At 60.0% G+C, this 24612-nt stretch carries 13 protein-coding genes; all 13 read left to right on the top strand.

Features of this window, described 5'->3' with window-relative positions:
- Positions 1 to 30 precede the first annotated feature (30 nt).
- The 13 genes from QO005_RS13610 (at position 31) to QO005_RS13670 (ending at position 24489) form a co-directional block, all read left to right on the top strand.
- The gene (locus QO005_RS13610) at positions 31 to 579 is read left to right on the top strand and encodes a hypothetical protein (protein WP_307158594.1); all 549 of its coding nucleotides are present in this window, start codon (positions 31 to 33) and stop codon (positions 577 to 579) included.
- Between the two features lie 2 nt (positions 580 to 581).
- Positions 582 to 992, top strand: a complete 411-nt coding sequence (locus QO005_RS13615; RefSeq protein WP_307158595.1) for a hypothetical protein — start codon at positions 582 to 584, stop codon at positions 990 to 992.
- Positions 993 to 1208: 216 nt separating this feature from the next.
- Positions 1209 to 1793 carry an RNA polymerase sigma factor gene (locus QO005_RS13620; RefSeq protein ID WP_307158596.1) on the top strand — a complete coding sequence of 195 codons (585 nt, stop codon included), beginning with the start codon at positions 1209 to 1211 and terminating at the stop codon, positions 1791 to 1793.
- Between the two features lie 11 nt (positions 1794 to 1804).
- A complete protein-coding gene (locus QO005_RS13625; RefSeq protein ID WP_307158597.1) occupies positions 1805 to 2212 on the top strand; it encodes a hypothetical protein in 408 nt (135 codons plus the stop codon).
- Positions 2209 to 2661 carry a periplasmic heavy metal sensor gene (locus QO005_RS13630; RefSeq protein ID WP_307158598.1) on the top strand — a complete coding sequence of 151 codons (453 nt, stop codon included), beginning with the start codon at positions 2209 to 2211 and terminating at the stop codon, positions 2659 to 2661. The genes QO005_RS13625 and QO005_RS13630 overlap by 4 nt, the downstream gene beginning before the upstream one ends.
- Positions 2662 to 2736: 75 nt before the next feature.
- Positions 2737 to 4236: a DUF1800 domain-containing protein gene (locus QO005_RS13635; protein WP_307158599.1), complete on the top strand. Its 1500-nt coding sequence runs from the start codon at positions 2737 to 2739 to the stop codon at positions 4234 to 4236.
- 2 nt (positions 4237 to 4238) lie between these two features.
- Positions 4239 to 5462 carry a DUF1501 domain-containing protein gene (locus tag QO005_RS13640; RefSeq protein ID WP_307158600.1) on the top strand — a complete coding sequence of 408 codons (1224 nt, stop codon included), beginning with the start codon at positions 4239 to 4241 and terminating at the stop codon, positions 5460 to 5462.
- A 666-nt stretch (positions 5463 to 6128) separates the two neighbouring features.
- A complete protein-coding gene (locus QO005_RS13645) occupies positions 6129 to 7427 on the top strand; it encodes an NAD(P)/FAD-dependent oxidoreductase (protein WP_307158601.1) in 1299 nt (432 codons plus the stop codon).
- 210 nt (positions 7428 to 7637) lie between these two features.
- Positions 7638 to 8096, top strand: a complete 459-nt coding sequence (locus tag QO005_RS13650; RefSeq protein ID WP_307158602.1) for a DUF2269 family protein — start codon at positions 7638 to 7640, stop codon at positions 8094 to 8096.
- Positions 8097 to 8232: 136 nt separating this feature from the next.
- A complete protein-coding gene (locus tag QO005_RS13655; RefSeq protein ID WP_307158603.1) occupies positions 8233 to 8514 on the top strand; it encodes an acyl carrier protein in 282 nt (93 codons plus the stop codon).
- 381 nt (positions 8515 to 8895) lie between these two features.
- On the top strand, positions 8896 to 9762 hold the full coding sequence (locus QO005_RS13660; RefSeq protein WP_307158604.1) for a thioesterase domain-containing protein: 867 nt from the start codon (positions 8896 to 8898) through the stop codon (positions 9760 to 9762).
- 25 nt (positions 9763 to 9787) lie between these two features.
- On the top strand, positions 9788 to 17335 hold the full coding sequence (locus QO005_RS13665; protein WP_307158605.1) for a polyketide synthase: 7548 nt from the start codon (positions 9788 to 9790) through the stop codon (positions 17333 to 17335).
- Entirely contained in the window at positions 17335 to 24489 is a 7155-nt protein-coding gene (locus tag QO005_RS13670) for a beta-ketoacyl synthase N-terminal-like domain-containing protein (RefSeq protein ID WP_307158606.1), read from the top strand. The genes QO005_RS13665 and QO005_RS13670 overlap by 1 nt, the downstream gene beginning before the upstream one ends.
- Positions 24490 to 24612 lie beyond the last annotated feature (123 nt).

The raw sequence follows: 24612 nt of genomic DNA on the forward strand, positions 1-24612 counted from the left end.
AAGGCTTCTGTATTTAACGGAGCATGATCCATGCGTAGTGTCCTGACAGTCTTTCTTGCTGCCGTTGCGATCTTTCAGGCTCGTCCGATGTATGCGGAACCGGAAACTTTGCGACTAAAGGTGATTTCGGAGCCGCTGCGGGAGGTGGTCGATACGCTTTCCTATATGTCCGGCCTACCGGTGAGCGTCGTTGGAACACTCGATGGCCGTGTGGAGGGCTGGACACTGGAGGCTGCCGGGGGGCTGGACGCTTTCGCGCGCCTGGGCGCCGATTATCGGCTTTTCGTGGCCTATGATGGCAGCCGCATCATCGTTGCGGCGAGGGACAATCTTTCCACCCGGCTTTTCGATGGCCATATGATGAATTGGAACAGTGCGCAAAGTCTCGTCAGAGCGCTCTATCCGGTACTTCCTGAGGATGCGCTGCAGAAGGATAAGGCCAGCGGGATGATCGTTCTGCGTGGCCCTGATACGGTGGTGAAAGCCATCGCAGAGGTGCTGAGCCGGCCCGATGATCGGGATATTCAGGTTATTCGCAGTGGACATGTTCAGGTCGTGAAACCCGGAAGCCAGAGCTGAGCATGGGATTTGAGGCTGAATGGCAGGCTTTACTGAAGATCCGCCGCTCAAGGGCGGATAATCGCCGCCGTGCCTTTTCCGTTGCAGAAAGGGCTTTGCAGGAGACGGCTCTTGCCGTTCAACACAATCAGACGGAAACGGAAAAGGCAGCGCAAGCGCTTGATGAGGCGGGCTTGGGTCATATGGCCGAGGCTGGCATCAGCTTTTCCGGTGAAAGCCTGAAAAACCTGGCTGCAAGGCAGGAGGTTTGCCGCGCGCGGGAGCTGGATTGTCATCAAGACCGGCTTCAATTGCAGGCGGCTTTGCTGGCGCGTCAGGATGATCTTGCCGCAGCACGCCAGGAACTGCACCAGGCGGAGCGGAAACTGATCTTGACCGAAGAAGCCCTGGATCTCGTGAAGCAATTGCGCTGATCCTTTTCCAATCCCGCGTCTGTCTTTTCGTGATAAAAGTCAAAGACCTTACAAAAAAAAGCATGTGGTCCAGCGACGGATTTCCGGCTTTTATCCGTTAAACCGCAACTACGCTTTTCCTGGAAATGCTCTAAAAGTCATCGTCTCACTTTGCTCGGGGAGAGGTTTGAGCGCTCTTGTCATTGGAACGAGACAACAGTCCGGAGCGCCTGCGTCATGCCGCATGAACTGATGCAGAAAGATCCTGACATCGACCTGGTGAAGGCCGTCGGGGAGGGGGATGCGGCAGCTCTTCGCCGTATGGTGGAGCGGAAACTGCCTCGCGTTCTGTCACTCGCCCGGCATGTTTTGGGCGATGCAGCAGAGGCAGAGGATGTTGCCCAGGAGACCTTTCTGCGTATCTGGCGTCATGCGCCAAAATGGAAGCCTGGACAGGCCCGGTTCGACACCTGGATGCATCGCGTGACGTTGAACCTGTGTTATGACCGGCTGCGCAAGCGCCGCGAACGGCCCATGGCGCTCCCGCCGGAACAGGTGGATGAAGGCCCCTTGCCGGATGCGCATCTCCTGGGACAGGACAGCGATGAGCGGCGTATGCAGGCAGCGCTGCAACGTATCGCGCCAAGGCAAAGAGAGGCGATCGTGCTGGTTTATTATCAGGACCTTTCGAACCGCGATGCGGCCGAGGCCATGAATATCACGGTGGAGGCTTTGGAAAGCCTGCTTTCAAGGGGAAGGCGCTCCCTGCAAGGGCTGCTGCAGCGAGACGACGAGGATTTGGACAAGGAGAGTGATGTATGATGAGCGAGGAGATGAACTTGTCCCGTTTCCGGCAACTGACCGAAGCTTACGGAGCCGATTTTTTCCGCTGGCCGGAGGAATACCGGGCTTCAGCCCGGGCTTTCGCGGCAGAGCATGACGTGACGGACCTGCTGGAGGAAACGCATCAGTTTGACGCGCTGTTGATGTCCGCAGCCCGCTTTTCTCCCACCCAGGCGCTGACAGAGACCATTATCCGCAAGGGAGAGCAGCAGTTTGCCTGGCGCAGACGCTGGCGCCGCTGGTGGATCGGCATGGGTGTTCTGGCGGTGGGGCTGGCTGGCGGACTTTCAGGAGCTGTCGCCGTGGCGGTGATTACGCCACAGCAGGGACTGTATGGCGAGGATCCGGTGACGGCTTTCGGTATCGTTCAAAATGATGCAGCAGGAGAAACGCCATGACGGAGAGTGGTTTCCGGCGTCTGGTGCTTGGTCTTCTCGTTTTCAATACCTTCCTGATTTCGGCGCTTGCCGGGGCGGGGATATTTTACATTCAGCAGGATCCACCCTTGCCCGTTTCGCGCCTTCCGCTGGCCGGGGAGCAATTGTCCGGCGATGACAAGACCGCCTTTCAGGGCGCGCTGGCCGATGAGCGCCGTAAACTGCGCTCTCTTGGGCTGGAGGCGCGCCAGGCCCGAATTGAGGCCGCTTCTCTGATGGGTCAGCCGGATCTCAACAAGGTAGCACTTGCGGACGCATTGAAACGGGCCCGGGATGCGGAGCTTGCCTTGCGTCAGGGGGTGGAGCAAAGGGCTGTCGATTTTGTCGCCAACCTGACGCTCGATCAGCGCCGCAGGCTTTCGGAGGGGTTGATCGAACGGGAGGCGCCCAAGCCGCCTGCCACGAAATGATCACATTCCAAAAGCGACGGATTTGTCGCTTGCGCCCGTTGAATGGCCGATTGAGAAACGGAGTTTCAATCGGCCATGACCACAACAAACATGACCAATTCAAAGGAAGTGGATGCCGCGCTCGCCCTCTGGCGCTTTGGACTGGGGGCACGTCAGGGTGATCTCGCTGCGATCAAGGATGACGCGCGTGATCTTCTGCGGGAAGAAATCAATGAACGCGCCGTTCCCGTACCTGTGGGCGCCAAGCTGCAATCGACCCCGGCGCTGCTTTCGGCCCTTTACGTCTACCAGGATGAAGTAAAGGCGGAGCGGGAGCGGGAGCGTAGTCAGGCGGCGGCTGTCACGGCCAGCGCCACCACGGCAGACATGAAGGCAATGGCGCCCGCCGGCGGGGATGGCGGAAATGCCATGCAAGGGCCGCCGATGATGGCAAAGCCGCAGGATATGCCCGTGAGCAAGCGGCCTTATTTTCCGCAGCAGATCTTGCTGGCGGAGGCCGAGGCCCGGTTTTCCGGAACCATTCATCAGCCGCTGATCGGTTTCGGAGAAAGGCTGGCCATGTTCTGGGCCAACCATTTCTCCGTGGCAATCAGCAAGGGCGGTGAGGTCCATATCCTGGCCGGTGCCTTTGAACGTGAGGCGATCCGCCCGCATCTGTTCGGTCGGTTTGACGAAATGCTGATGGCGGTGGAGACGCATCCCGCCATGTTGGTCTTTCTCGACAACCAGCAGTCCGTGGGACCGAACTCCCCTGCCGGGCAAAAGGGCAAGCGTGGCCTGAACGAAAATCTGGCGCGTGAAATCATGGAACTGCACACGCTGGGCGTGAATGGCGGCTATAGTCAGGCGGATGTCACATCGCTTTCCCGTATCATTACCGGCTGGACATTCACACGGTCCGCCAAGGCAGCAACCCCCGGCGTTTTCGGCTTCAATCCCGGGATGCATGAGCCCGGTGACCATGCGGTGATGGGCGTGACCTATGCCGAAGGCGGGTTTGAGCAGGGCAGGCGTGTTCTTGCCGATCTCGCCAGACATCCGGCCACCGCGCGCCATCTCTGCCTGAAACTCGCGCGCCATTTCGTGGCCGACCAGCCGCCGGAGGCATTGGTGGCCAGCATGGCCGCCGCCTACACCAAAAGTGACGGCAACCTTTCCGAGGTTTATCGCGCGATGATCGATAACGACCTTTCCTGGCAAGCTGATCAGAGCAAACTGCGTCAGCCGATGGATTATGTCGTGGCAATGATCCGGGCAGCGGGCCTCCGTCCGAAGCCGGAACAGGTGGTGTCCATGCTCAAGGCACTGGGCCAGCCGCTCTGGGACCCCTCAGGACCGAATGGATTTTCCGACGTCAGCGACGGCTGGGCCTCATCCGAGGGGCTCGCAACGCGCATGGATGCCGCCAGCCTTTTCGCCCATCAGGTCGGAGGGGGTATCGATCCGCGTGAATTTGCCGCCGACCGGCTGGGGCCGCTCGCCTCCCAGGAGACGTTGACGGCTGTGGCGCGCGCCGAAACCAAGCCGCAGGGCCTTTCCATCGCATTTCTTTCCCCCGAATTTCAGAGGCGTTGATCATGCTGTGCGAAAATCTCAACCCTACTCGCCGCGCCGTCCTGGGCGCTTCCGGTGCCCTGTTTGCCTGGGCTTTCCTGCCGCGTTTTGCGACAGCTGCGCAGGGACGGGATCCGCGATTCATCACCATCATTCTGCGCGGAGCGCTGGACGGCCTGACGGCTGTTCCGCCCATTGGCGACCCGGACTATGCAGGCCTGCGCGGCGATATCGCGCTGAGGCTCGACGGCGACACGCCCGCCCTGCCGCTGGACAGCTTCTTTGCCGTTCATCCCTCCATGCCGAACTTTCAGCGGCTTTTCCGCGCCGGTCAGGCGGCTGCGGTGCATGCCGCAGCGACAGGCTACCGCGAACGGTCGCATTTCGATGGGCAGGATGTGCTGGAGTCCGGCTTTCCCACCCCGGGCCATGTCGAAACCGGCTGGTTGAACAGGCTGATGGAGGCGCTGCCGCAGGGAGAAAGCCTGGATCCGGGGTCGATCCAGGGGAGCCGAGGGCTTGCCGTGGGCACAACCGCGCCGCTGGTGATTCGTGGCAAGGCGCCGCTGCTCGGCTGGGCGCCATCGGTGCTGAGGCCTGCCGACCCTGATCTCGCGCCCCGCCTTGCCGATCTTTATGGCCAACGCGACCCGATGCTGGCTTCCCTGCTGGCGGAAGGCGTGGCGACTGGCAAGATCGCTTCTGGTTTCGATATGAAGGCAAAGGGTGGCCCGGGTGACCCGGACGGCATGGAGCAGATGGCGCGGGGGGCAGCCCGGCTTCTGGCTCATCCTGAAGGGCCGCGTATCGCGGCGCTCGCCTTCGAAGGCTGGGACACCCATGCGCAGGAAACCGAACGTCTTTCGAAACTGCTGCGCGGTCTGGATCGGAGCTTTGCGGCCTTCGAACAGGAAATGGGGCCGGTGTGGAAGGACACGGTCATTCTCGTGGCCACCGAATTCGGTCGTACGGCGCGCATAAACGGCACGGATGGGACCGATCACGGAACGGCAACAACGGCATTTCTGGTGGGTGGAGGTGTCAAAGGTGGCCGCGTGCTGTGTGACTGGCCGGGATTGAAGGAAAATCAGCTCTATCAGGCCCGCGATCTTGCGCCAACGACCGATTTAAGGGCAGTTGTCAAGGGCATCGGTGTGGACCTGTTCGGGCTGGACGCCCACGTGCTTGCAAATACTGTATTTCCGGGAACCGAAAAGCTGATGCCGATGCGCGGAATTCTCGTGTAACATTATGCTTTGTTAAGCTCCATTGCCTGTATATTCTACCGGCAATGGAGTTGATTTGTTTCAACTTCTATCTATTTACATCCAGTTTTTCTTGAGCATGAACATCATTTTTTCACGCGAATCCAATCGGGATAGAAGAAATGTAGGCTTTGACTTACCATCCGGCGGAGGTCTCGGGGCTGGGGAATTGTTCCTGCTGTGTCTTTCCAACGCTTGCGCCTTGCCCGCTTGAGCCAATTAGGTGTATCCGCTCCCATTTTCATCCTATCCAGTTGATCAGCAAGGCCTTTTAAATCGATTGGTCTTTCTGCTCGCTCCGGGGCCTTGTGTCCGCGATCTGCGAAGATAGGCAGGATTGTGCTACAAACTCGCTTGTTGGTAAGCGTAGGGTATTGATTATCATCAAGAATGTGAAGGCTATATGTCAACCGAGGCGGGAATGCTGCGACTGCGGTGTGCAACCCCTGGAATTTTGGGGTGCTATGAATAATTGCATTAAATTCACCGAAGACAACTTGACAGTTGTTGATGCAGACTTATGATGAAACTCAATTATTAATCGCGTGTAAGAGTTTATACCACTTATTAGCGATATAAAAATCTAAAACAAAAAATAAAAATATTCTAAATAAAAGGTTATTGATATTCATTTACTGGAGGCGTGCCTTGCGGTCTGTTGCTATTATTGGGTCTGGAATTTCGGGTCTTAGTGCGGCCTATACGTTGAACAGCCATTTTGACGTTCATGTTTTTGAGCAGGACGGACGGCCTGGCGGACATGCCAGCACCGTTGTTGTGGAAGAGTCGAACGGGTCTGTCGGTGTTGACACCGGTTTTATGGTGTTCAATCCGACCAATTACCCAAGACTTTCCAAGTTTTTCAAGGAGCTGAACGTTCCTTTGAATGATCACTTCGGTGGTTATAACTTCTTCGATCTGGACAAGAAGACCTATTACGGTACAGAAGAGCTTGAAAAAGACGAAGATTATATTCGTGCAAATTATGATGCCGAATTTATTTCTGTATGGGAGCAAGCCAGTCGTCTGCTGAGGGAAGCGCCCCGGCATATCATGGAAGGTAAGTGCCGGGTTTCGCTTGAGGATTATCTCCGCGAGCATGGCTATACCGACTCCTTTATCAATGGCTACATGATTCAGATTTCCTGCTCTTACTGGTCTGTGCCGGTCGAGCTCGCGCTGAAATCGCCGGCTGCCATGGTTATTGGCATGTTCCTCAACCACGGCAAGGATGGGCTTGGTGGCCGCGGCGTGAAATGGTGGTCCGTTCGCGGTGGCTCGAAAAGCTATGTGGATATCGTTGTTAGTCTTTTGAAGAACAAGCCCAACTACAACGCTGCCGTCACCAAAATCCGGCAGTTGGACAATGGTGTGGAAGTGCACGCTGGCGGCGAAGTGAAGTTTTTCGACTACGCGATTGTCGCGACACACGCCGATCAGGCTCTGTCCTTGCTGGATGCTCCAAGCGCCAAGCAGAAGGAAATCCTCAGCGCCTTTGAATACAACAAGTGCTATACGGTTCTGCATACCGATGCGTCCGTGATGCCGATCCCGCGCGAGCGCTGGAAGAGCTGGAACTACGGTCTGGTGAACATTGAGGGTAAGCCGCGTCCCTATCTGGTTTACCACATGAACTCTATTCAGGGGCTTGAGGCTGAGAACGACTATTTCGTTTCGCTGGAAAGTCCCATCCCGATCGACCCGGCCAAAATCATCAAGACCTTCGATTACGAACATCCGGTCATTACCGTGGAAAGCGCGGCAATGCAGGATCGCCTTCCGTCTATCAATGACGAAGGTCCGGTCTATTTCGCCGGTTCGTATTTTGCGGTCCGTGACCTTGGTCCTGATTATGTGGCTTTCCATGAAAGCGGCATTTATTCGGGTCGTCAGGCGGCAAATGCAGTGCTGCGGCATGCTGCTTCAACGGGTAGTGCCGTCGCCTGAATAATCTGACTGCTCCAAAAATTTAAAAAATAAGGCGCATCCGGATGGGAGGCAGTGAGCATCTGTATCCGGATGGTGCCTGGGCGGAGCAGTCGGCTTTCCGGTTCGTTATAAATGCCGGAATGCTCTTCCTGTAGAGGGTTTCCGAGCGGCGAGTTTTAACAGGCGGCTGCAAGGATATCGATGGTATTCGAGGGTGTTGGGACAATCATGTCTGATATTTTCAAGATCATTCATGTCATCGCTGCAGTTCTGTTTCTGGGAAACATTATTGTAACTGCCGTATGGAAAGTGATGGCAGATCGGCGGAAGGCACTTGATGTACTCCGCTTTGGCATCGATCTGGTGATCCTTACCGACATTCTGTTTACCTTTGGCGGCGCGGCGATCCTGATCGGCTCCGGCGGTTACATGGTGATCAGCTATGGCATGTCGATCCTGGATACGCCCTGGCTGCTTTACGGCATTGGTTGCTTTGCGGTCTCTGGTTTCATCTGGCTGCTCGGGCTTGTTCCCAATCAGTTCAAGCAGAGACAGCTGCTTCGGTCAGCGACCGATTACCGGCTCATTGCTCAGGAGTTCGAGCGTCTGGCGATGAGGTGGAATGTACTTGGGGTTATTTCAACACTTTTTGCCATTGCGGCAATCGTGTTCATGACCGTCAAGTAAAAAACCGTTCCGGCAGGGGCGCGCAAGGCGTCACAAAGGACCAGGGCATCTCTGTGTCCAGGAATCGGTGAAGCTATGTCTTCCTGCTGCCGGGTAAATTTAAACGTCCATTATTTTTTGACCAAAAGAGGTATTCATGTCCGATATTGCGACGACTTTCACCGCAACCGAAGCGAAGAACTGGCTGGTTGAAAAGTTTGCTTACAAGCTCGAAATTCCGGAATCGGAAATCGACCTCCACAAGCTGTTCTCGGACTTCGGTCTCGACTCCACGGAAACCCTCGTCCTTGCGGGCGAGATGGAGCAGTGGCTGGGTTTTGAACTCCCGCCGACTGCCATGTGGTATCACCCCAACATTGAGAAACTTTCGACCTATCTCGTTGAATTGAAAGATCTCCACGAGCGCGGCGAGTTGTAACAAGGCGCCGTTCGCAGACATTCCTTGGAATGCTGCATCGGCCTGCTTGACCTCTTCAAGCCATATGCAAGGCCTCCCGGGTTCTGGCGGGAGACCAAGGTGATTTTTTGCCTTGTCTCAAGCCGTTGCGGAAGGGCCTTGCAAAGAAAGTGCACGCTACGAAAGTAACGGCAGGCTTTCGTGCGCGTATGTCCCCGGTAATTGTGCCGCTCTTCATAGATGGGCTTTGCTGCAGTCAATAAACAAGCCAAACATTTTATAAGCTATATTATCACCTAATTATATTTTCTTTCTTTGCAGTTTTAGGCTTTTTCGTGTCGCACTTAAACGAATTGTCTTTCGTATTTTGAGGTTTTATCAATGTCATTGCCAAAATCAGCCATGGAACTGGTTCGACGCGATGAGAGCGACACGGTCGTTATCTGCGTGCATCCGGGTGGCATGCCAACGCGCAGCTATATGCAGCTTGCAACGCAGATGACGGACTATTCGTGGCATCTCGTGGAATTGTCCCTCAATCGGCGTTATGCCTCGGCGGTCGGCAAGTCCGATCTGCCATCGACCATCCTTTCCGAAATTGCCGATGAGGTGATCGAAGAATTGGGCGAGCTTTGGGAATCCAAACGAATCTGTCTGTTGGGATGGTCTTTCGGAGGCGTTTTGGCCTCCGAAATGGCGAGGCGGCGGCATGATGCGAGTTGTGGCGTGATCCTGCTCGACAGTATCGCCCCCCGGCTTTTCGATGATGTGATGGATGGAACGCAACCGGATCGGCTGGTCAGGCTCAGCCGTACCCAGGTGGTGACTGTTCGGTGGTTCACCGATTACATGCGTGTCCTGAAGCAGGTGGACTGGGAAATAGAAGGCAGCGATGCCCATAACCTGTCCGAGGAAGCACTTATCGAGCTGATGTGCAGCCGTTTGATAGAGAAGGGCGGCCTTCCTGCCTCGACCTCAACGGTCGGCTTTTCAAAGGTTTACCGGGAATTTGCAAAAGGAATGAACCGCAATATTGCGATCATCCTGGCGCATCAGCCGGAGACCGTTGATTATCCGTTGCATCTCATCCGATCGGAATATCCGCTTTACGAGATATTCCACATCCATGAGGACATGGGGTGGGGCAAGCTTGCCACTGATCTCAGCGTCTCCAGCGTGCCTTTCGGACATTACGACATGCTGCTCTCGCAGCCGTCTCTCGATCATATTTCAGTACAAATTGAAAAAATGTCGCGTCGCTTGACGTAATCACTTTATTTATTGGGGTTTCAAAATGGATGGTTTTTCCCAGCAGAAGAATAGTGGTTTTGCATCAATTGCAATTGTAGGCGTCGGTGCCCTGTTTCCCGAGGCTCGTACTGCCGATGAGTTCTGGCAGAACATTGTCACGGCGAGAGATTGCCTGAAGGATGTCCCGGAAACCCACTGGAAAATTTCCGATTATTACGATCCAAATCCCGCCGCGCCCGACAAGACCTATGCCCGGCGCGGCGGTTTCGTGCCGGAAATCCCGTTCAATCCGCTGGAATTCGGCCTGCCGCCCACCCAGCTCGATGTCACCGACATCCTGCAGATTTTGAGCCTCACTGTCGCCAAGCAGACCTTCCTGGATGCCGGCTATGATCACGCCAAGCTCAATCGCGAAAAGACCGGCTGCGTTCTCGGCATCACCGGCGCGAATTCGCTGGTGACGCCGTTGACCTCGCGCCTGCAATATCCGGTCTGGAAAAAGGTGCTGGCAAGCCGTGGGCTCGATGAAAAGCAGGTCGACGACATCATCGAAACCCTGAAGCTCGCCTATGCGCCCTGGGAAGAAAACTCCTTCCCCGGCATGCTGGGCAATGTCGTTGCAGGCCGTATCGCCAACCGCTTCGACCTCGGCGGCATCAACTGCACGGTGGATGCCGCCTGCGCCAGTTCGCTTGCGGCGATGCGCATGGCCATCGATGAGTTGCATAGTGGCCGCGCGGACATGATGCTGACGGGCGGCTGCGATGCCGAGAACACCATTCTGATGTATATGTGCTTCTCGAAGACCCCGGCCTTCAGCAAGAAGGGTGTGATTTCGCCCTTCGATGAAAAGGCTGACGGCACGCTGATCGGCGAAGGCATCGGCATGATGATGCTGAAGCGGCTCGAAGATGCCGAACGTGACGGCGATCAGATCTACGCGGTCATCAAGGGCCTCGGCTCCTCCAGCGATGGCAAGTTCAAGAGCATTTACGCCCCGCGCGCCGCAGGCCAGATCAAGGCCCTGGAGCGCGCCTACAAGCAGGCCGGGATTTCGCCTTACGACGTGGACCTGCTGGAAGCGCATGGCACCGGCACGGCAGTGGGCGATGCCACGGAAGTGGACGGTCTGAAGAACTTCTTCAAGAACTGGCAGCCGGAAGGCCAGCCGTCGCCGATCGGTCTCGGCTCCGTCAAGTCGCAGATTGGCCATACCAAGGCTGCTGCCGGTGCGGCTTCTGCGATCAAGGTGACGCTCGCCCTGCAAAACGGCGTTCTGCCACCCTCGATCAATGTCAACAAGCCGGACCCGAAGCTCGGCCTGGAAGAGACCCCGCTTTACATCAATACCGTATCGCGTCCGTGGTTCCGCGATCCGAAGAAGGGCAAGCGCCGGGCAGGCGTCAGTGCCTTCGGTTTCGGAGGCACCAATTTCCACCTCGTTCTGGAGGAAGCGCCGAAAAATGCGCGTCAGCCGCGCTATCGCGGAGTGCTGCCGCGTCCGGTTTTGATCTCCGCCCCGGATGTCGCAGCGCTGCGCAAGCGTTTGCAGGAGTTGAAAGGCCTGACGGGTGAGCCGGCATGGCCGTATGAAACCGAGATTCCGCCCCATCATCCGCGTCTCGGCTTTGCTGCCAAAACGGAAGAAGCTCGGCAGGAACTGATCGGCCAGGCGCTTCAAATGCTGGAGAGCCGTGCTGCAGAGACCGCCTGGCGTCACCCCAAGGGTATCGTCTTCCGCGCGTCGGCCTTGAAGGACGGCAAGGTGGCCGGTCTTTTTGCCGGACAGGGTTCGCAGCATCCGGATATGGGCCGCGCCGCAGCCCTTGCCATGCCGGAACTGCATGGTTTCGTCACCACGGCGGATGGGCTTTTCCTGCAATCGGGCGACCAGCGTCTCAGCCATGTCATGTATCCGCTGCCCGCCTATGATCCGGAAGAGAAGAAGGCACAGGAGCGGTCGCTGCGGCGCACCCAGTATGCGCAGACGGCCATCGGTGCGCTTTCTGCCGGTCATTTCCGCTGGTTTGAAAAGCGTGGGCTGAAGCTGGATGCCGCCGCAGGTCACAGCTTCGGCGAATTGTCCGCCCTCTGGGCCGCAAATGTGCTGAGCGATCAGGATTTCATGACGCTTGCCAAGGCGCGTGGCGATGCCATGGCGACCTTCACCAGCGATGGCGCGAGCACCATGACCGCCGTGAAAAGCGGTCGTGCGGCACTGGAAAGCCTGGTGGCAGAGAGCAATCCTGCCGTTCATTTCTGCAATCTGAATACCCCGGCACAGACGGTCATTGGTGGTTCTCTGGAAGCCGTCGAAGCCTTCGAGGGCAAGCTGAAGGCCGCCAATATCGCCTTCACCCGCCTCAATGTTGCCGGTGCTTTCCACACGCCTTTCGTCGCGGGTGCCGTGGAAGCCTTCGCAGGTGCAATCGACAAGGTTGCCTTCAACGCACCGCAGATCCCCGTCTATGCCAACAAGGATGGCAAGGCCTATCCGGGGGATGCGGCGGCAGTGGCCGCACAGTTGCGCACCCAGTTGAAGGAGCCGGTGGAATTCCTGAAGATCATTGAGGAAATGTATACCAACGGCGTGCGGATCTTCGTGGAGTTCGGCCCGCGCTCGACACTTTCGAAGATGGTGGCCGATATTCTGGGCGACCGCCCGCATCTCGCCATCGCCCTCGACCAAGGCCAGCCGGACAAGTCAGACCAGACCCTGATGGATGCGCTGGTGGAACTGGCCGTTGCCGGTCTCAAGCTGGAAAATCCTGTCACCATGCCTGCACTCGGCGTGCAGACACCGCAGAAGGGCGAAGTGATGCTGAACGGCATCAACTACGTTGCCCCGGCCCGCAAGCAGGCTTTCCAGAAGGCGCTGGATAACCCGGTGGTGGTCGCTGCCAAGCCCGCACCGGTCGCCCAGCCCGCACGGCCTCGCGCCGCGGCTGCTGCGGCGGCCGTGGAGAAAATCTCCAGCCCTGCACCGGTTGCTTCACCGGCCGTAAAGCCGCCCGTTGCGGTCGCGCCGCCAGCCCCTGTCGCCGTGGCGCAGCCTGCTGCCGTTCCGGTGGCAAAAGCTGCTGTCGTGGAAAAGCCTCTCACGCTCACGGGTGAAACCATGTCCTCCAACGCCCATCGCCAGGCTTCGGCCAATCTTGTCACCGGTGCGGATTTCATTGCCGATCTGGCCAAGACCAATGGTGAACTGCACCGCGAATATCTGAAGTTCGAACAGGCCGCCCTCAGCGCCCTGCTGCACAATCCGGGAGAACTGGGTGACGCGCATATTGCAGCCCTTGCCGATATTCACGGCGAAACCAACGATACGCATCGGGAGTTCATGCGCAGCCTCGTCAGCCTGTGCACGGGGCCGGTGGTTTCCGGTTACAAGACAGTGGATGCCGTGGCAGAGCCCCGCCGCATCCCCAGCCTGCCGCAGCCCGCACCTCAGCAGCCTGCCGCTTCTGTCGCCAAGGCCGTAACCCAGCCGGTCGAGGCACCGAAAGCCCCGGTGGCGGCTCCGGCACCTGTTGCCCCCACTCCGGTCGCCGCGCCTGTCGCCGCCGTTGCCAAGCCGCAGCCTGCTCCGGTTGCTGTTGCTGCTCCGGCTCCTGCCGCTTCTGTTCCGGCGAAGGCCGGTCCGTCTGCTGCCGCCGTCAAGGATGTGCTGCTGGCCGTGGTCAGCGAAAAGACCGGCTATCCGGCGGAAGTCATCGACCTTGGCATGGATCTGGAAGCTGATCTCGGTATCGACTCCATCAAACGCGTCGAAATCCTCGGCTCGCTGAAGGAGCGCCTGCCGCAGATGCAGGACCTGTCGCCGGAAAAGCTGGGTGAACTCCGCACGCTGGCGCAGATTGTTGAGCTTGCCGGTGAGACAGCGGCCGCAGCTCCGGCTGCTGCACCGCAAGCCGCTCCTGTCACTTCTGCTCCGGTTGCGAGCGGTCCGTCGCTTGATACTGTCCGGGAAGCTCTGCTGGCCGTGGTCAGCGAAAAGACCGGCTATCCGGCGGAAGTCATCGACCTTGGCATGGATCTGGAAGCCGATCTCGGCATCGACTCCATCAAGCGCGTCGAAATCCTCGGCTCACTGAAAGAACGCCTGCCGCAAATGCAGGAACTGGCGCCGGAAAAGCTGGGTGAATTGCGCACGCTGGCACAAATTCTGGACGTAGCAGGCGCTAGCGCCGTTGCCGCCGCACCGGTGGCCGCACCTGCTGCTGTCGCTGCCGCACCGGCCAAGGCTGGTCCGTCCATCGATGCGGTACGCGATGCCCTGTTGGCGGTTGTCAGCGAAAAGACCGGTTATCCGGCAGATGTGATCGATCTCGGCATGGATCTGGAAGCCGATCTTGGGATCGACTCCATCAAGCGTGTTGAAATCCTCGGTTCGCTGAAAGAACGTCTGCCGCAAATGCAGGAACTGGCGCCGGAAAAGCTGGGCGAGTTGCGCACGCTGGCGCAGATCCTTGAACTTGCCAGCGCCGGTCAGCCTGCCGTCGCAGCCGCCCCCGTTGCCGTGGCCGCACCTGTTTCCGATGGTCCCTCCCTCGACACTGTTCGCACGGCTCTTCTGGAGGTGGTCAGTGAAAAGACCGGCTATCCGGCGGATGTGATCGATCTTGGCATGGATCTGGAAGCCGATCTTGGGATCGACTCCATCAAGCGCGTCGAAATCCTCGGCTCGCTGAAGGAACGCCTGCCGCAAATGCAGGAACTGGCGCCGGAAAAGCTGGGTGAACTGCGCACGCTGGCGCAAATCCTCGAACTTGCCGGTGGCAGCCAGGCCGCAGCCGCACCGGCTGTCATTGCCCAGCCCGTGGTCTCCGCTCCCATTGCGGCTGTGGCTCCGCAAAGCGGCATCAGCACCGCTGCTGCCCGCACGGCACTGCTGGAAGTGGTCAGCGAAAAGACCGGCTATCCGGCGGATGTCATCGATCTCGGCATGGACCTGGAAGCCGATCTCGGCATCGACTCCATCAAGCGCGTCGAAATTCTGGGCTCGCTGAAGGAGCGCCTGCCCGACATGCCGGAACTGGCCCCTGAAAAGCTCGGCGAACTGCGCACGCTCGGTCAGATCCTCGATATGGTCGCCCAATCCGGCAGCGCCGGTGGCGAAGCCCAGCCGGTCACTGCGCCTGCCGCAGCAGATCTGGATGACGGTGTGGACCTGATCGGTCGTGGTGTCGTGACACTTTCGCCGGAACGGCTGGACCTGACGGTGGAAACACCCTTCCGCAGCGGTGCGCGCATTGCGATTGCCGGTGCCGATGCCGGGGTGGTGGCAGCACTTCAACATCAGCTGACGGAAAAGGGCCTGACGCCGGTCTGGCTGGACTTCGATGGCACCGCCAGCGGTGAAGGCGTGGTCAAGGCCAGCGATGACGAGGCGGCTCTCAAGCAGCTTTGGAATGAAGGCGTGTCCTTTGACGGTGTGATCTATGTGCACCCGACCGCCATCGACAACAGCCTGCCGGGCTCGACTGCCGATGCTTCGGTGATCTGGCTGAAGCGTGCCCTGCTGCTTGCCAAGCTTTCGATTGCAACGCTACCCCAGCGTTCGAAGGAAGGCCGCACGCTGTTCGTCACCCTGACACGGCTCGATGGCGCCCTGGGCTATCAGGACCTCGACGCCGCCAAGGTTGCAGCGGGCGCTCTGTCCGGTCTCGTCAAGACCTATGCCGCCGAAGCGCCGCATGTCTTTGCCCGCGCCGTGGATATCGCCCCGGTACTGGACGATGCGACGGTTGCAAGCCTCTTTGTGCAGGAACTCTTCGACGCAAACCATCAGATCACCGAAATCGGTCTGAGTGCCGATCAGCGCCTGAAGCCCGGCATTGTCGAGGAAAGCTCGCTCGGTGCCGAACTGGTGGGCGATCCGAATGAACTCTTCATCGTCACCGGTGGTGCGCGTGGTGTGACGGCAGATTGCGTACAGGCTCTTGCCGCCTCGGCTCCGCGTCGCTTCCTGCTCATTGGCCGCTCTTCGCTGGAGGCGGAACCCGCCTGGGCTCAGGGCATCTGTGATGAGGCGGGCCTGAAGACTGCGGCTCTGACTGCCCTGCGGCAGGCGGGCGCTGCTGTTACCCCGAAGGCCATCGATCAGGCTGTGCGTCAGGTCCAGGCGTCGCGGGAAATCACCGATCTTCTTGCTGCCCTGCAAAAGGCCGGTAGCCAGGCAAGCTACCTCTCGCTCGACATTTCTTCGCCTGCCGTCGTTACGCTGGCGGACCATGAAGAGATCAGAAAGGCGGGCAAGATCAGCCTCGTCCATGGCGCAGGCGCGCTTGCCGACCAGATGATCGCGCAGAAGAAGATTGCCGACATGGACAAGGTCTTCACGCCGAAGATCTTCGGTCTCGCCGGGCTGCTCAAGGGTCTGGCCGGCAAGTCGCTGAACCGCGTAGTGCTCTTCTCCTCGGTTGCCGGTCTCTTCGGAAATCCCGGCCAGTGCGATTATGCCATGGCGAACGAAATCCTGAACCGTCTTGCTGCCAGCGGCGCTTCTAAGGGCCAGGATATGCGCGCCATCAACTGGGGCCCGTGGCTGGGTGGCATGGTCACGCCGGAAATCCGGCAGATCTTCCTGAAGCGCGGCGTTCCGATCATCCCGCGTGATCTTGGCGGCCAGTATTTCGCCAAGGAAACCGGCATGACGCTTCCGGCTACCGGGGCCATCCTGGTTGGCGGCCTGAAGCCCATCAACGCCCGCTTCGTGAAGGCTGCCGAACTGGCGCTGGCCGAGCGCAAGCTCTCCATCAATGGCGCGCATTGGGGTCAGTCGGTTCTGCTGGAAGCCCACCGCATCAAGGGCCGTCCGGTGGTGCCCGCCGCCTTCGTGCTGGGGCTTGTGGCCGAGGGTCTGGAAAATCTACTGCCAGGCTGGACTGTGGCAGGCTTCGGTCAGTTCAGCGTGCTGAACGGTCTGGTGATCAACAAGGACTGGTCGGGTGAGTTCGAGCTCCGGGTGAGCGCGCTGAAGCCGGTGGGGGATAAGTCTCTCTCCGTCGATGTCCTGCTCTGCGACCGCAGTGGCCGTCCGCGCTACAAGGGCGAGAGCATTGCGTTGCGCCCCGCCGCCGAAGAGGTGGGCCTTGTCACCCGCTCACTCGCCTCGCTGGAGGGTGCCGACAGTGCGGCATCCTTCTACAAGGACGGCACGCTGTTCCATGGTCCGGAACTGCAACTGCTCGACAGCGTCAAGCAGCTTGGCGAAGGCCATATTCTCTTCGGTGTGCGCCAGCCGGATGCAAGCCTGAGTGCGGCCTTGAACGGCTTTGCCGATAGCCGCCTGGTGGATGCTGTGGCCATCGATGTGGTGTTGCAGGCCGCACTTGCTTCCACGCGGTTGACCGCCGATAGCGCCAGCCTGCCCATGCGCCTTGGGGCCGCAAGCTTTGCCGCCCGCCCGGCCTTTGGCAGCAACTGGATCATCGAAGCCCGCCTGCAACAGGCCCGCGCTCAGGAACTGGACTGGCAATTGACCGGCTTCGACCTTGGCGGCGTGCAGCAATTCCAGCTGATCGCCACCACGGTGAAGCGCGAGCAGACCGGCAGCACCACCGGCAAGCAGCAGGAGGCGGCTGAATAATGAGCCGAATAGCCATAACTGCCCTCTCGCTTTGCTTTCCGGGGGCGAATGACCTGGACAGCTACTGGCGAAACCTTCTCCAAGGCAAGGACTCCCGCTCGACGGGCGGGGTCAACGAATTCCGGATCGATCCGGCCTTCATCGACGGCCCGGGCACCGATGTGGATCAGCTTCGCTGGACGCGGGGCGGCTTCATCGATCTGAACGATCTGGCCCGGACCACCCCTGCGGATATGCCGCAGGGACTGGACCTGCCCTGGCAACTGGCCTGGCGGGTCTCCAACGAAGCTTTGGTCGCCAGCGATCTGGCGGCCAAGGCCGACCTCAGCCGGGTGGGCCTGGTGCTTGGCAATTACACCTTTCCCACCTTCGCCTCCAATGATGCCGTGGTTCCGGTGTGGGAGAAGGAAATTGCCCGCGGCGTGGAAGAAGGGCTTGATCTGGGCGAAGGCGCGCTGTCTTCAGGCCCGCTGGCGGTGCCGCTGCCGGAACAGGGCATTCTCAGCGCCAACGGCATCTATGCCGTCACCCGCTCGCTCGGGCTTGGCGGCCCGGCCTTCAGCCTGGATGCAGCCTGCTCGTCCTCGCTTTATGCCATTGAGCTTGCCTCCAGCTATCTGCGCAGCGGCAAGGTGGATGCCATGCTGGCGGGCGGGGTCTGCCTGCCTGATCCGTGGCTGATCCATGTGTCCTTCGGCGATCTCGGCGCCTTTCCCAATAATGGCGTCAGCCAGCCCTTCGATAACAGCTCCGATGGCATCGTCACGGGGCAGGGGGCAAGTGTCGTCGTGCTGCGGCGGCTGGAAGATGCGCTGAAGAGCAATGACAAGATTCTGGCCGTCATCGAAGGTGTCGGCCTCTCCAATGACGGCACGGGCCAGCACATGCTGGTGCCGAATGCTGCGGGCCAGCGGCTGGCCTATGAGCGCGCCTATGCCCGCACCGACGTGAAGCCTGCCGAGGTGGATTATGTCGAATGCCATGCCACGGGCACGCCGCTGGGCGACCGGACGGAACTCACCTCCCTGCAACGCTTCTTTGCTGCCGATCAGGCGCATTTTCCGCTGATCGGCTCGGTCAAGGCCAATGTCGGCCACCTGCTGACGGTTGCGGGCATGAGCAGTCTTGCCAAGGTGATCCTCGCCATGCAGGAAGGCACCATCCCGGCGACGCCCGGTGTCGGCGCGCTTCAGCAGAGCCTGGATGCGCCGGGCATGGAAAAGCATCTGGTGCTGGAAAATCGCGCTTGGCCGACGCCTTCGGGCAAACGTCATGCGGCGATTTCCGCCTTCGGTTTCGGCGGCACCAACGCGCATATGGTGGTGTCGGACAGTTTCGATCCGCATCAGGCTGGTCCTTCGGGGCGCTTGACGCTGCCGTCGCTCGACATTCTCGGCATGGCCGCCCATTTCGGCACGGCCACCAGCCTTTCCGCCTTCGAATCCGCCTGCTTCAACGCCCAACCGATGGTGACCCAGCCTTCGCAGCGCCGCTGGCGCGGGGCGGCAGACCATCTGAACCCGGAGCCGCAGGGCGCGATCAACGCTTATGAGATCGATTTCCTCGGCAACCGCATTCCGCCTGCCGAAACGGATGCCTTCAACAGCCAGCAGGGACTGGTGCTGAAGGTGGCCAATGAGGCGCTGATCGATGCCGGTTACGGCAAGCTTGGCGGCAAGCATCCGCCGCGTCCGGTGGCCGTGCTGGTGGTTCTGGAACTGGACCTCAGCGCGCACCTGCGTCGCGCCCGCGTGCTGGTGCCTGCCTGGATCGACAGCTATCTGCAAAGCCAGGGGATCACGCTGTCACCGACAGAGCGGCTGGAGTTGGAAACCGCCTGCAAGAAGGCGCTTCTCGGACCGCTGCGGTCCACGGAAATCACCAGTTACATCGGCAATATTTGCGCCAGCCGTATCGCCTCGCAATGGAATTTCACCGGCCCGGTCTTCACGCTCTCCGCTGGTGATCTGGGTGTGGCCTATGCGCTGGAACAGGCGGGCCTGATGATTGCCGACGACAAGGCGGAAGCCGCCCTTGTCGTCGCGGTCGATCTGGCCTCCGGCCTTGAATCCTTCGCGCTGGAACAGGCGGGGCAGGCCGCGCCCGCGGGGCCGATGGGCGATGGCGCCGGTGCCTTGGTGATTGCTCCGCACAGACCGGCATCCGAAACAGAAAAGCCAGCTGCGGCCTATGCGGTTCTTGATCGGCTCTCCATCCATCACGCAACGGCGGACAAGCCGCTGCCGGTAGATGCGGCCCTTTCCGCCTGCGCGGCGGATGCCAAGCCCGGTCTTTTCGAAGTTGCAGGCATGCCGGGTGGCCTGATGGCCGAAACCGATGCTGCCGGGCGGCATGTGCCCGGAGCTGTTCTCGCCGGAATTGGCCAGATGACCGGCAATTGCAAGGTGGCGCAGCCCATGGCGGCGCTGATCCGCGCGGCCTTGAGCCTTGCGCGCCGGACCTTGCCCGCCACGCCGCAGGCCTGGCTTGCCAGCGATGGCAGCAAGGCTTCGGTCGAGGCTGTCGAAAAAGCCGGTCTGACGCTGATGGCGGAAAGCGCACCCTGGATCCGCGAGGAGCGGGCAACACCGCTTTCCGCCGTTATCGGCAATAGCGGCCCCTTCGGCAGCTATGCGGCTTTCCGGCTGAGCGAGGCTGAGGATGCCGCAGCCTTCGAGACGGTGCGGTGCGAGGTAGAGCAGGGCTTTGCCTTTCTGCCGCTGGCCGGAGAAAGCCGCGCGGACTTGCTGGCAGACCTTGCAAAACTCGTGACAAGCCTTGAGGCCGGAACGCCTTGGCAGCAGCTTCAGCGTGAAACGCTGCTTGCCTCCCAGGAGGCGATTTCCGCCCTGAAAGCGGTGCTGACCGGCAGGGATGCAAGCCAGCTTCTGGCGGAAGCCCGTCAATTGGAACGCTTCCTGAAGGACGGCAAGCCCGGCGAGTGGCAGACCCCGATGGGCAGCTATTTCACCGACCAGCCGCTGGGCCGCAAGGGCAAGATCGCCTTTGTCTATCCGGGTGGCTTCAACAGCTATCCGCTGCTGGGCCGCACGCTTCTGCATCGCTATCCCAACGCGCTGCGGCAGTTCGAACGCTATGTGCCCGATCCGGCGGCGACGCTGTGCCAAACGCAGCTCTACCCGCCGCACAAGGCAGGGCTGGATGCCAATATGCGGCTGATGCAGGTGGAAGCCGGCATGCAGCAGGATATTGCCGCGATGATGAAGACCGGCGTGGGCTTCGCGCTGATCTATACCGCGCTGCTGCGGGATGATTTTGCCATCAAGCCGCAGGGTGCGATCGGCTACTCCATGGGCGAGGTGAGCATGCTCTTCGCCAATGGCGTCTGGCCGATCGAGGATCACGGACTGAGCAATGACCTGCCACTGTTCAAGACCTGGATCGGCGGTCCGCGTCAGGTGGTGCGGGACGCTTTCGATGTGGCGGAAAAAACGCCGAATTCGAAGCTTTGGGCCAGCAGCGTGCTGCTTGCCCCTGTGCAGGAGGTCCGCGATGCCGTTGCCGCCCGCAGCGATGTGTTCATCACTCATGTGAACACGCCGAAGGAAGTGGTGATCGCCGGTCTGCCGGATGGTGTGAATGCAGTGGTGAAGGGGCTTTCGGCCTATTCTTCCTATCGCAGCCCCGTCTCCTTCATCCTGCATGTGCCGATCCTGCGCCGTGTGGCGGATCTGATCGGCGATCTGCATGATCACCCCTCGACACCGATTGCGCCGGATTTCGAGCTCTTCACCACGGCCACCTATGGCACGATGGGGGATTTCGACCGTGGCGCGCTGTCGCGCACCATCACCGATGTGATGTGCACCGAGGTGGATTTTGTGCGCATGCTCGACAAGGCTTATGACGATGGCTACCGCATCTTTGTGGAGTGCGGGCCTTCGGCAACCTGCAGCCGGTGGGTTTCGTCTACCTTCGCAGGCCGGGAGCATCTGTCGATCAACCTCAACCAGAGGGGCGCAGATGACGAGAAGAGCTTGATTGCCGCCCTGGCCAAGCTGGTGTCGCACGGTGTGAAGGCTGATCTCACCAGCCTCTTGCCGAAGGAAGTGCAGCCCGCTTCCCGGACCATCATCAGTCTTGAGCCCGGCGGAGCACCCTTGCGGGCAGCAGCCAAGGCCGTGGTTGTGACGCTGAAGCCGCAAGCGCGAGCTGAACTGTCCCAACCCGAAGCGCTGACGGAGGCCTCCGCCCCCATGCCCGCAACCTTGATCTGGGGTCCGACTCCGGAATGGCTGACCAAGTCCGCAGCGCCGATGGTCGCATCCGCCCCGATATCCCAACCCGCCGCAGAAGCCCCGAAACAGGAGAGAGCCGTGCCCGAACAGACCTTTACGCCCGCTCCAGCCCCCGCCGCAGCGGCCCAGGCCGAAACCACGGCGCAGCCGCGCCTGCCCGCCCGCGCGGAACCGGCCTATACCAGAGCGGCAAGCCGTGCCGCATCGGCTGCCCCGCGATCCACCCATCTCGTGCAGGCCATTCTTGAGCGCCACAAGCTTGGCCACCAGACCTTCCTGCAAACCCAGGCAGCCTTGATCGATCTCTGGCGCGATCAGATCGGCGAGGGCAGCCAGTTGATCGAGCATGAAGCGGGTGCCGCCGTGCTGGAGGTGGAGCGCCCCGTTCCGCCGCAACCGGTCGTGATCGAAGCGCCGGTTCTCCGGGAAGAGCCCGTTGTCGTGCAGGTGCCGAAGGTTGCCCCGACCCCGGCTCCGACCGTCATCACCGTTCCGGCCAGCCAGAAGCGGGCAAAGCCGGAAGGCGTTTTCCTGGATGAACAGGATCTTCTCACCTTCGCAAGCGGCAAGGTTGCCGATGCCTTGGGCGAGCAATTCGCCCCGATCGATGCCTATCCGGTGCGGGTGCGCCTGCCCGCGCCGCCTTATTTCTTCGTTTCCCGCGTCACCAAGGTGCAGGCGGAGTTCGGCAAGTATCAGCCTTGCTCCCTGACTACGGAATATGACGTGCCGCATGATGCCTGGTATCTGGTCGATGGTCAGATGCCGCCCGGGGTTGCGGTGGAATCCGGCCAGTCCGACCTGCTGCTCGTCGCCCTGCTCGGTATCGACTTCAAGAACAAGGGCGTGCGCAAATACCGCCTGCTCGACGGACGGCTGAGTTTCTATGGCCGCCTGCCCAAGGCGGGCTCGACGCTGCGCTTCGACATTTCCATCGACCGCTTCGTCTGGCAGGGCGATGGGCTGCTGTTCTTCTTCCGTTACGATGGCTATATCGATGGTGAATTGGCCTTGCAGCTTCACAGCGGCTGCGCCGGTTTCTTCACCGAGGACGAGCTGAATGCCGGTGGTGGCGTGGTACTGAAGGAGCCGCCGAAGCCGCCGCTGGAACTCGTCAAGCCGCTCCTGCCGCGGGTGCGCAACACGCTGGAAAAAGCCGATCTCGTGGCGCTGTCGCATGGCCGTATCGCGGAGGTTTTCGGTCCCGGTTCGCAATATCCGGAATCCGGCAATTCCATCCGCCTTCCGCCGGAAATGTTGCTGATGATCGACCGCGTCACCGATATCGGCTCCTGGCGCGGCGAGCATTATGTGATGGAGGCGGAGAAGGAATTCGACGCTGAGGGCTGGTATTACACCTCGCATTTCGTCGACGATCCGGTTCTGCCCGGTTCGCTGATCGCAGAAGGCGCGACCCAGCTTCTCAAGGTGTATCTGATCGCCAACGGCATGCACCAATGCTTTGCCGATGGCATGTTCGAACCGACCACCCATCGGGAAATGCAGATCACCGTGCGCGGCCAGATCACGCCCGCCGTCAAGAAGGTGCGCTATCGCCTGTTCCTGCAGGAAAGCGGCCTGCTGCCAAGACCTTACGTCATTGCCGACGTGCTGATCTATGACGAAAACGACAAGCCGCTGGTGCGTGTTTCCAATCTCGGCCTGCAGGTCGTGGAAAAGCCCGGCGCCTCCATCGAACCGCGCTTTGGCGATCCAAGCTGGTTCAGCGGTCGCAAGACCAAGGATGGCGAAAAGGTCGTGCTCAACGAACTCAGCATGGCGCACGCCGCCAAGGGCGAGTTGCGCATCGGCCTGGGGCCGGAGTTCAACATTTATGGCGAACAGCACCGCGCGCCGCATATTCCGAACGGTTGCTTCCAGTTCGTGGACCGCTGCCTGGAAACCACCGGCAAGCGTGGCGAAATGAAGCCGGGCGCGGTGATGGATACGGAATACGACGCCCATGCCGATAGCTGGTATTTCCAGGAAAACAGCCATCCGCATATGCCGAATTTCGTGGTGCTGGAATCGGCGCTGCAGGCAGCCATTCTCAATGGTTATGCACTGGGGCCGACGCTGAAATTCCCGGACAAGGTCTATTCCATCCGCAACCTCGATGGCACGGCGGTCTATCTTTCCGATCCGGATACGCGCGGCACCACCATTCGCCATAGCCAAACCCTGCTGAACACGGCGCTTCTGTCGGAATCCATCCTGCAGAATTTCGACTTCAACCTGAAGGTCGATGGCCAGCCATTTTACAAGGGGCAGTCCTCTTTCGGTTACTTCACCGCCAAGGCGCTGGAAAACCAGCTTGGCCTCGACCAGGGCAAGCTCAGCCGCTTCTGGCTGGAAGACAATGCCGGCGCAAAGGTCGAAACGCTCGATCTGCAATCGCCTGACGAGGCGCATCTCTTTACGGGCACCGATGCCAAGCCCCATTGGCGTCTGCCGCCCGGCCATCGCTTCCGGCTGCTGCACAAGGCGGAACTGGTGCGCGACGGTGGCAAGTTCGGGCTGGGCTACATCAAGGGTTACCGGGGCATTCATGCCGGTGAGTGGTATTTCACCAACCATTTCCACCGCGATCCGGTGATGCCGGGCTCGCTGGGGCTGGAAGCCATCCTCCAGGCCATGCAGCTCTTTGCGCTGAAGACCGGTCTCGACGCTGGAATTCCCAATCCGCGCTTCGGCATTGCCGTCGGCGTGCCGGTGAATTGGCGCTATCGCGGCCAGTTGCTGCGCACCGACAAGGATATGAACATCGAAATCCACATCAAGGAAATCCGCAAGGAGGCCGATCAGGTCGTGGTTATCGCCGATACCGATCTCTTCAAGGAGAAGCTGAGGATTTACGAAGCCCTGTCGATGAGCATTTCGATCAAGCCGGCATAAGCCTTCCTCGCTCCGGCATGGCGGGCGGTCGGGCCGGTCGTGTCGGAGCCTGTTTTTCGCAAGAAGCTATTTTCGGGATTTTCCGCCTCAGAGCATTTCCATGAAGAGTGGAAGCCGATTTTT

This window comes from Allorhizobium paknamense, assembly GCF_030815125.1.
Lineage (GTDB): Bacteria > Pseudomonadota > Alphaproteobacteria > Rhizobiales > Rhizobiaceae > Allorhizobium > Allorhizobium paknamense.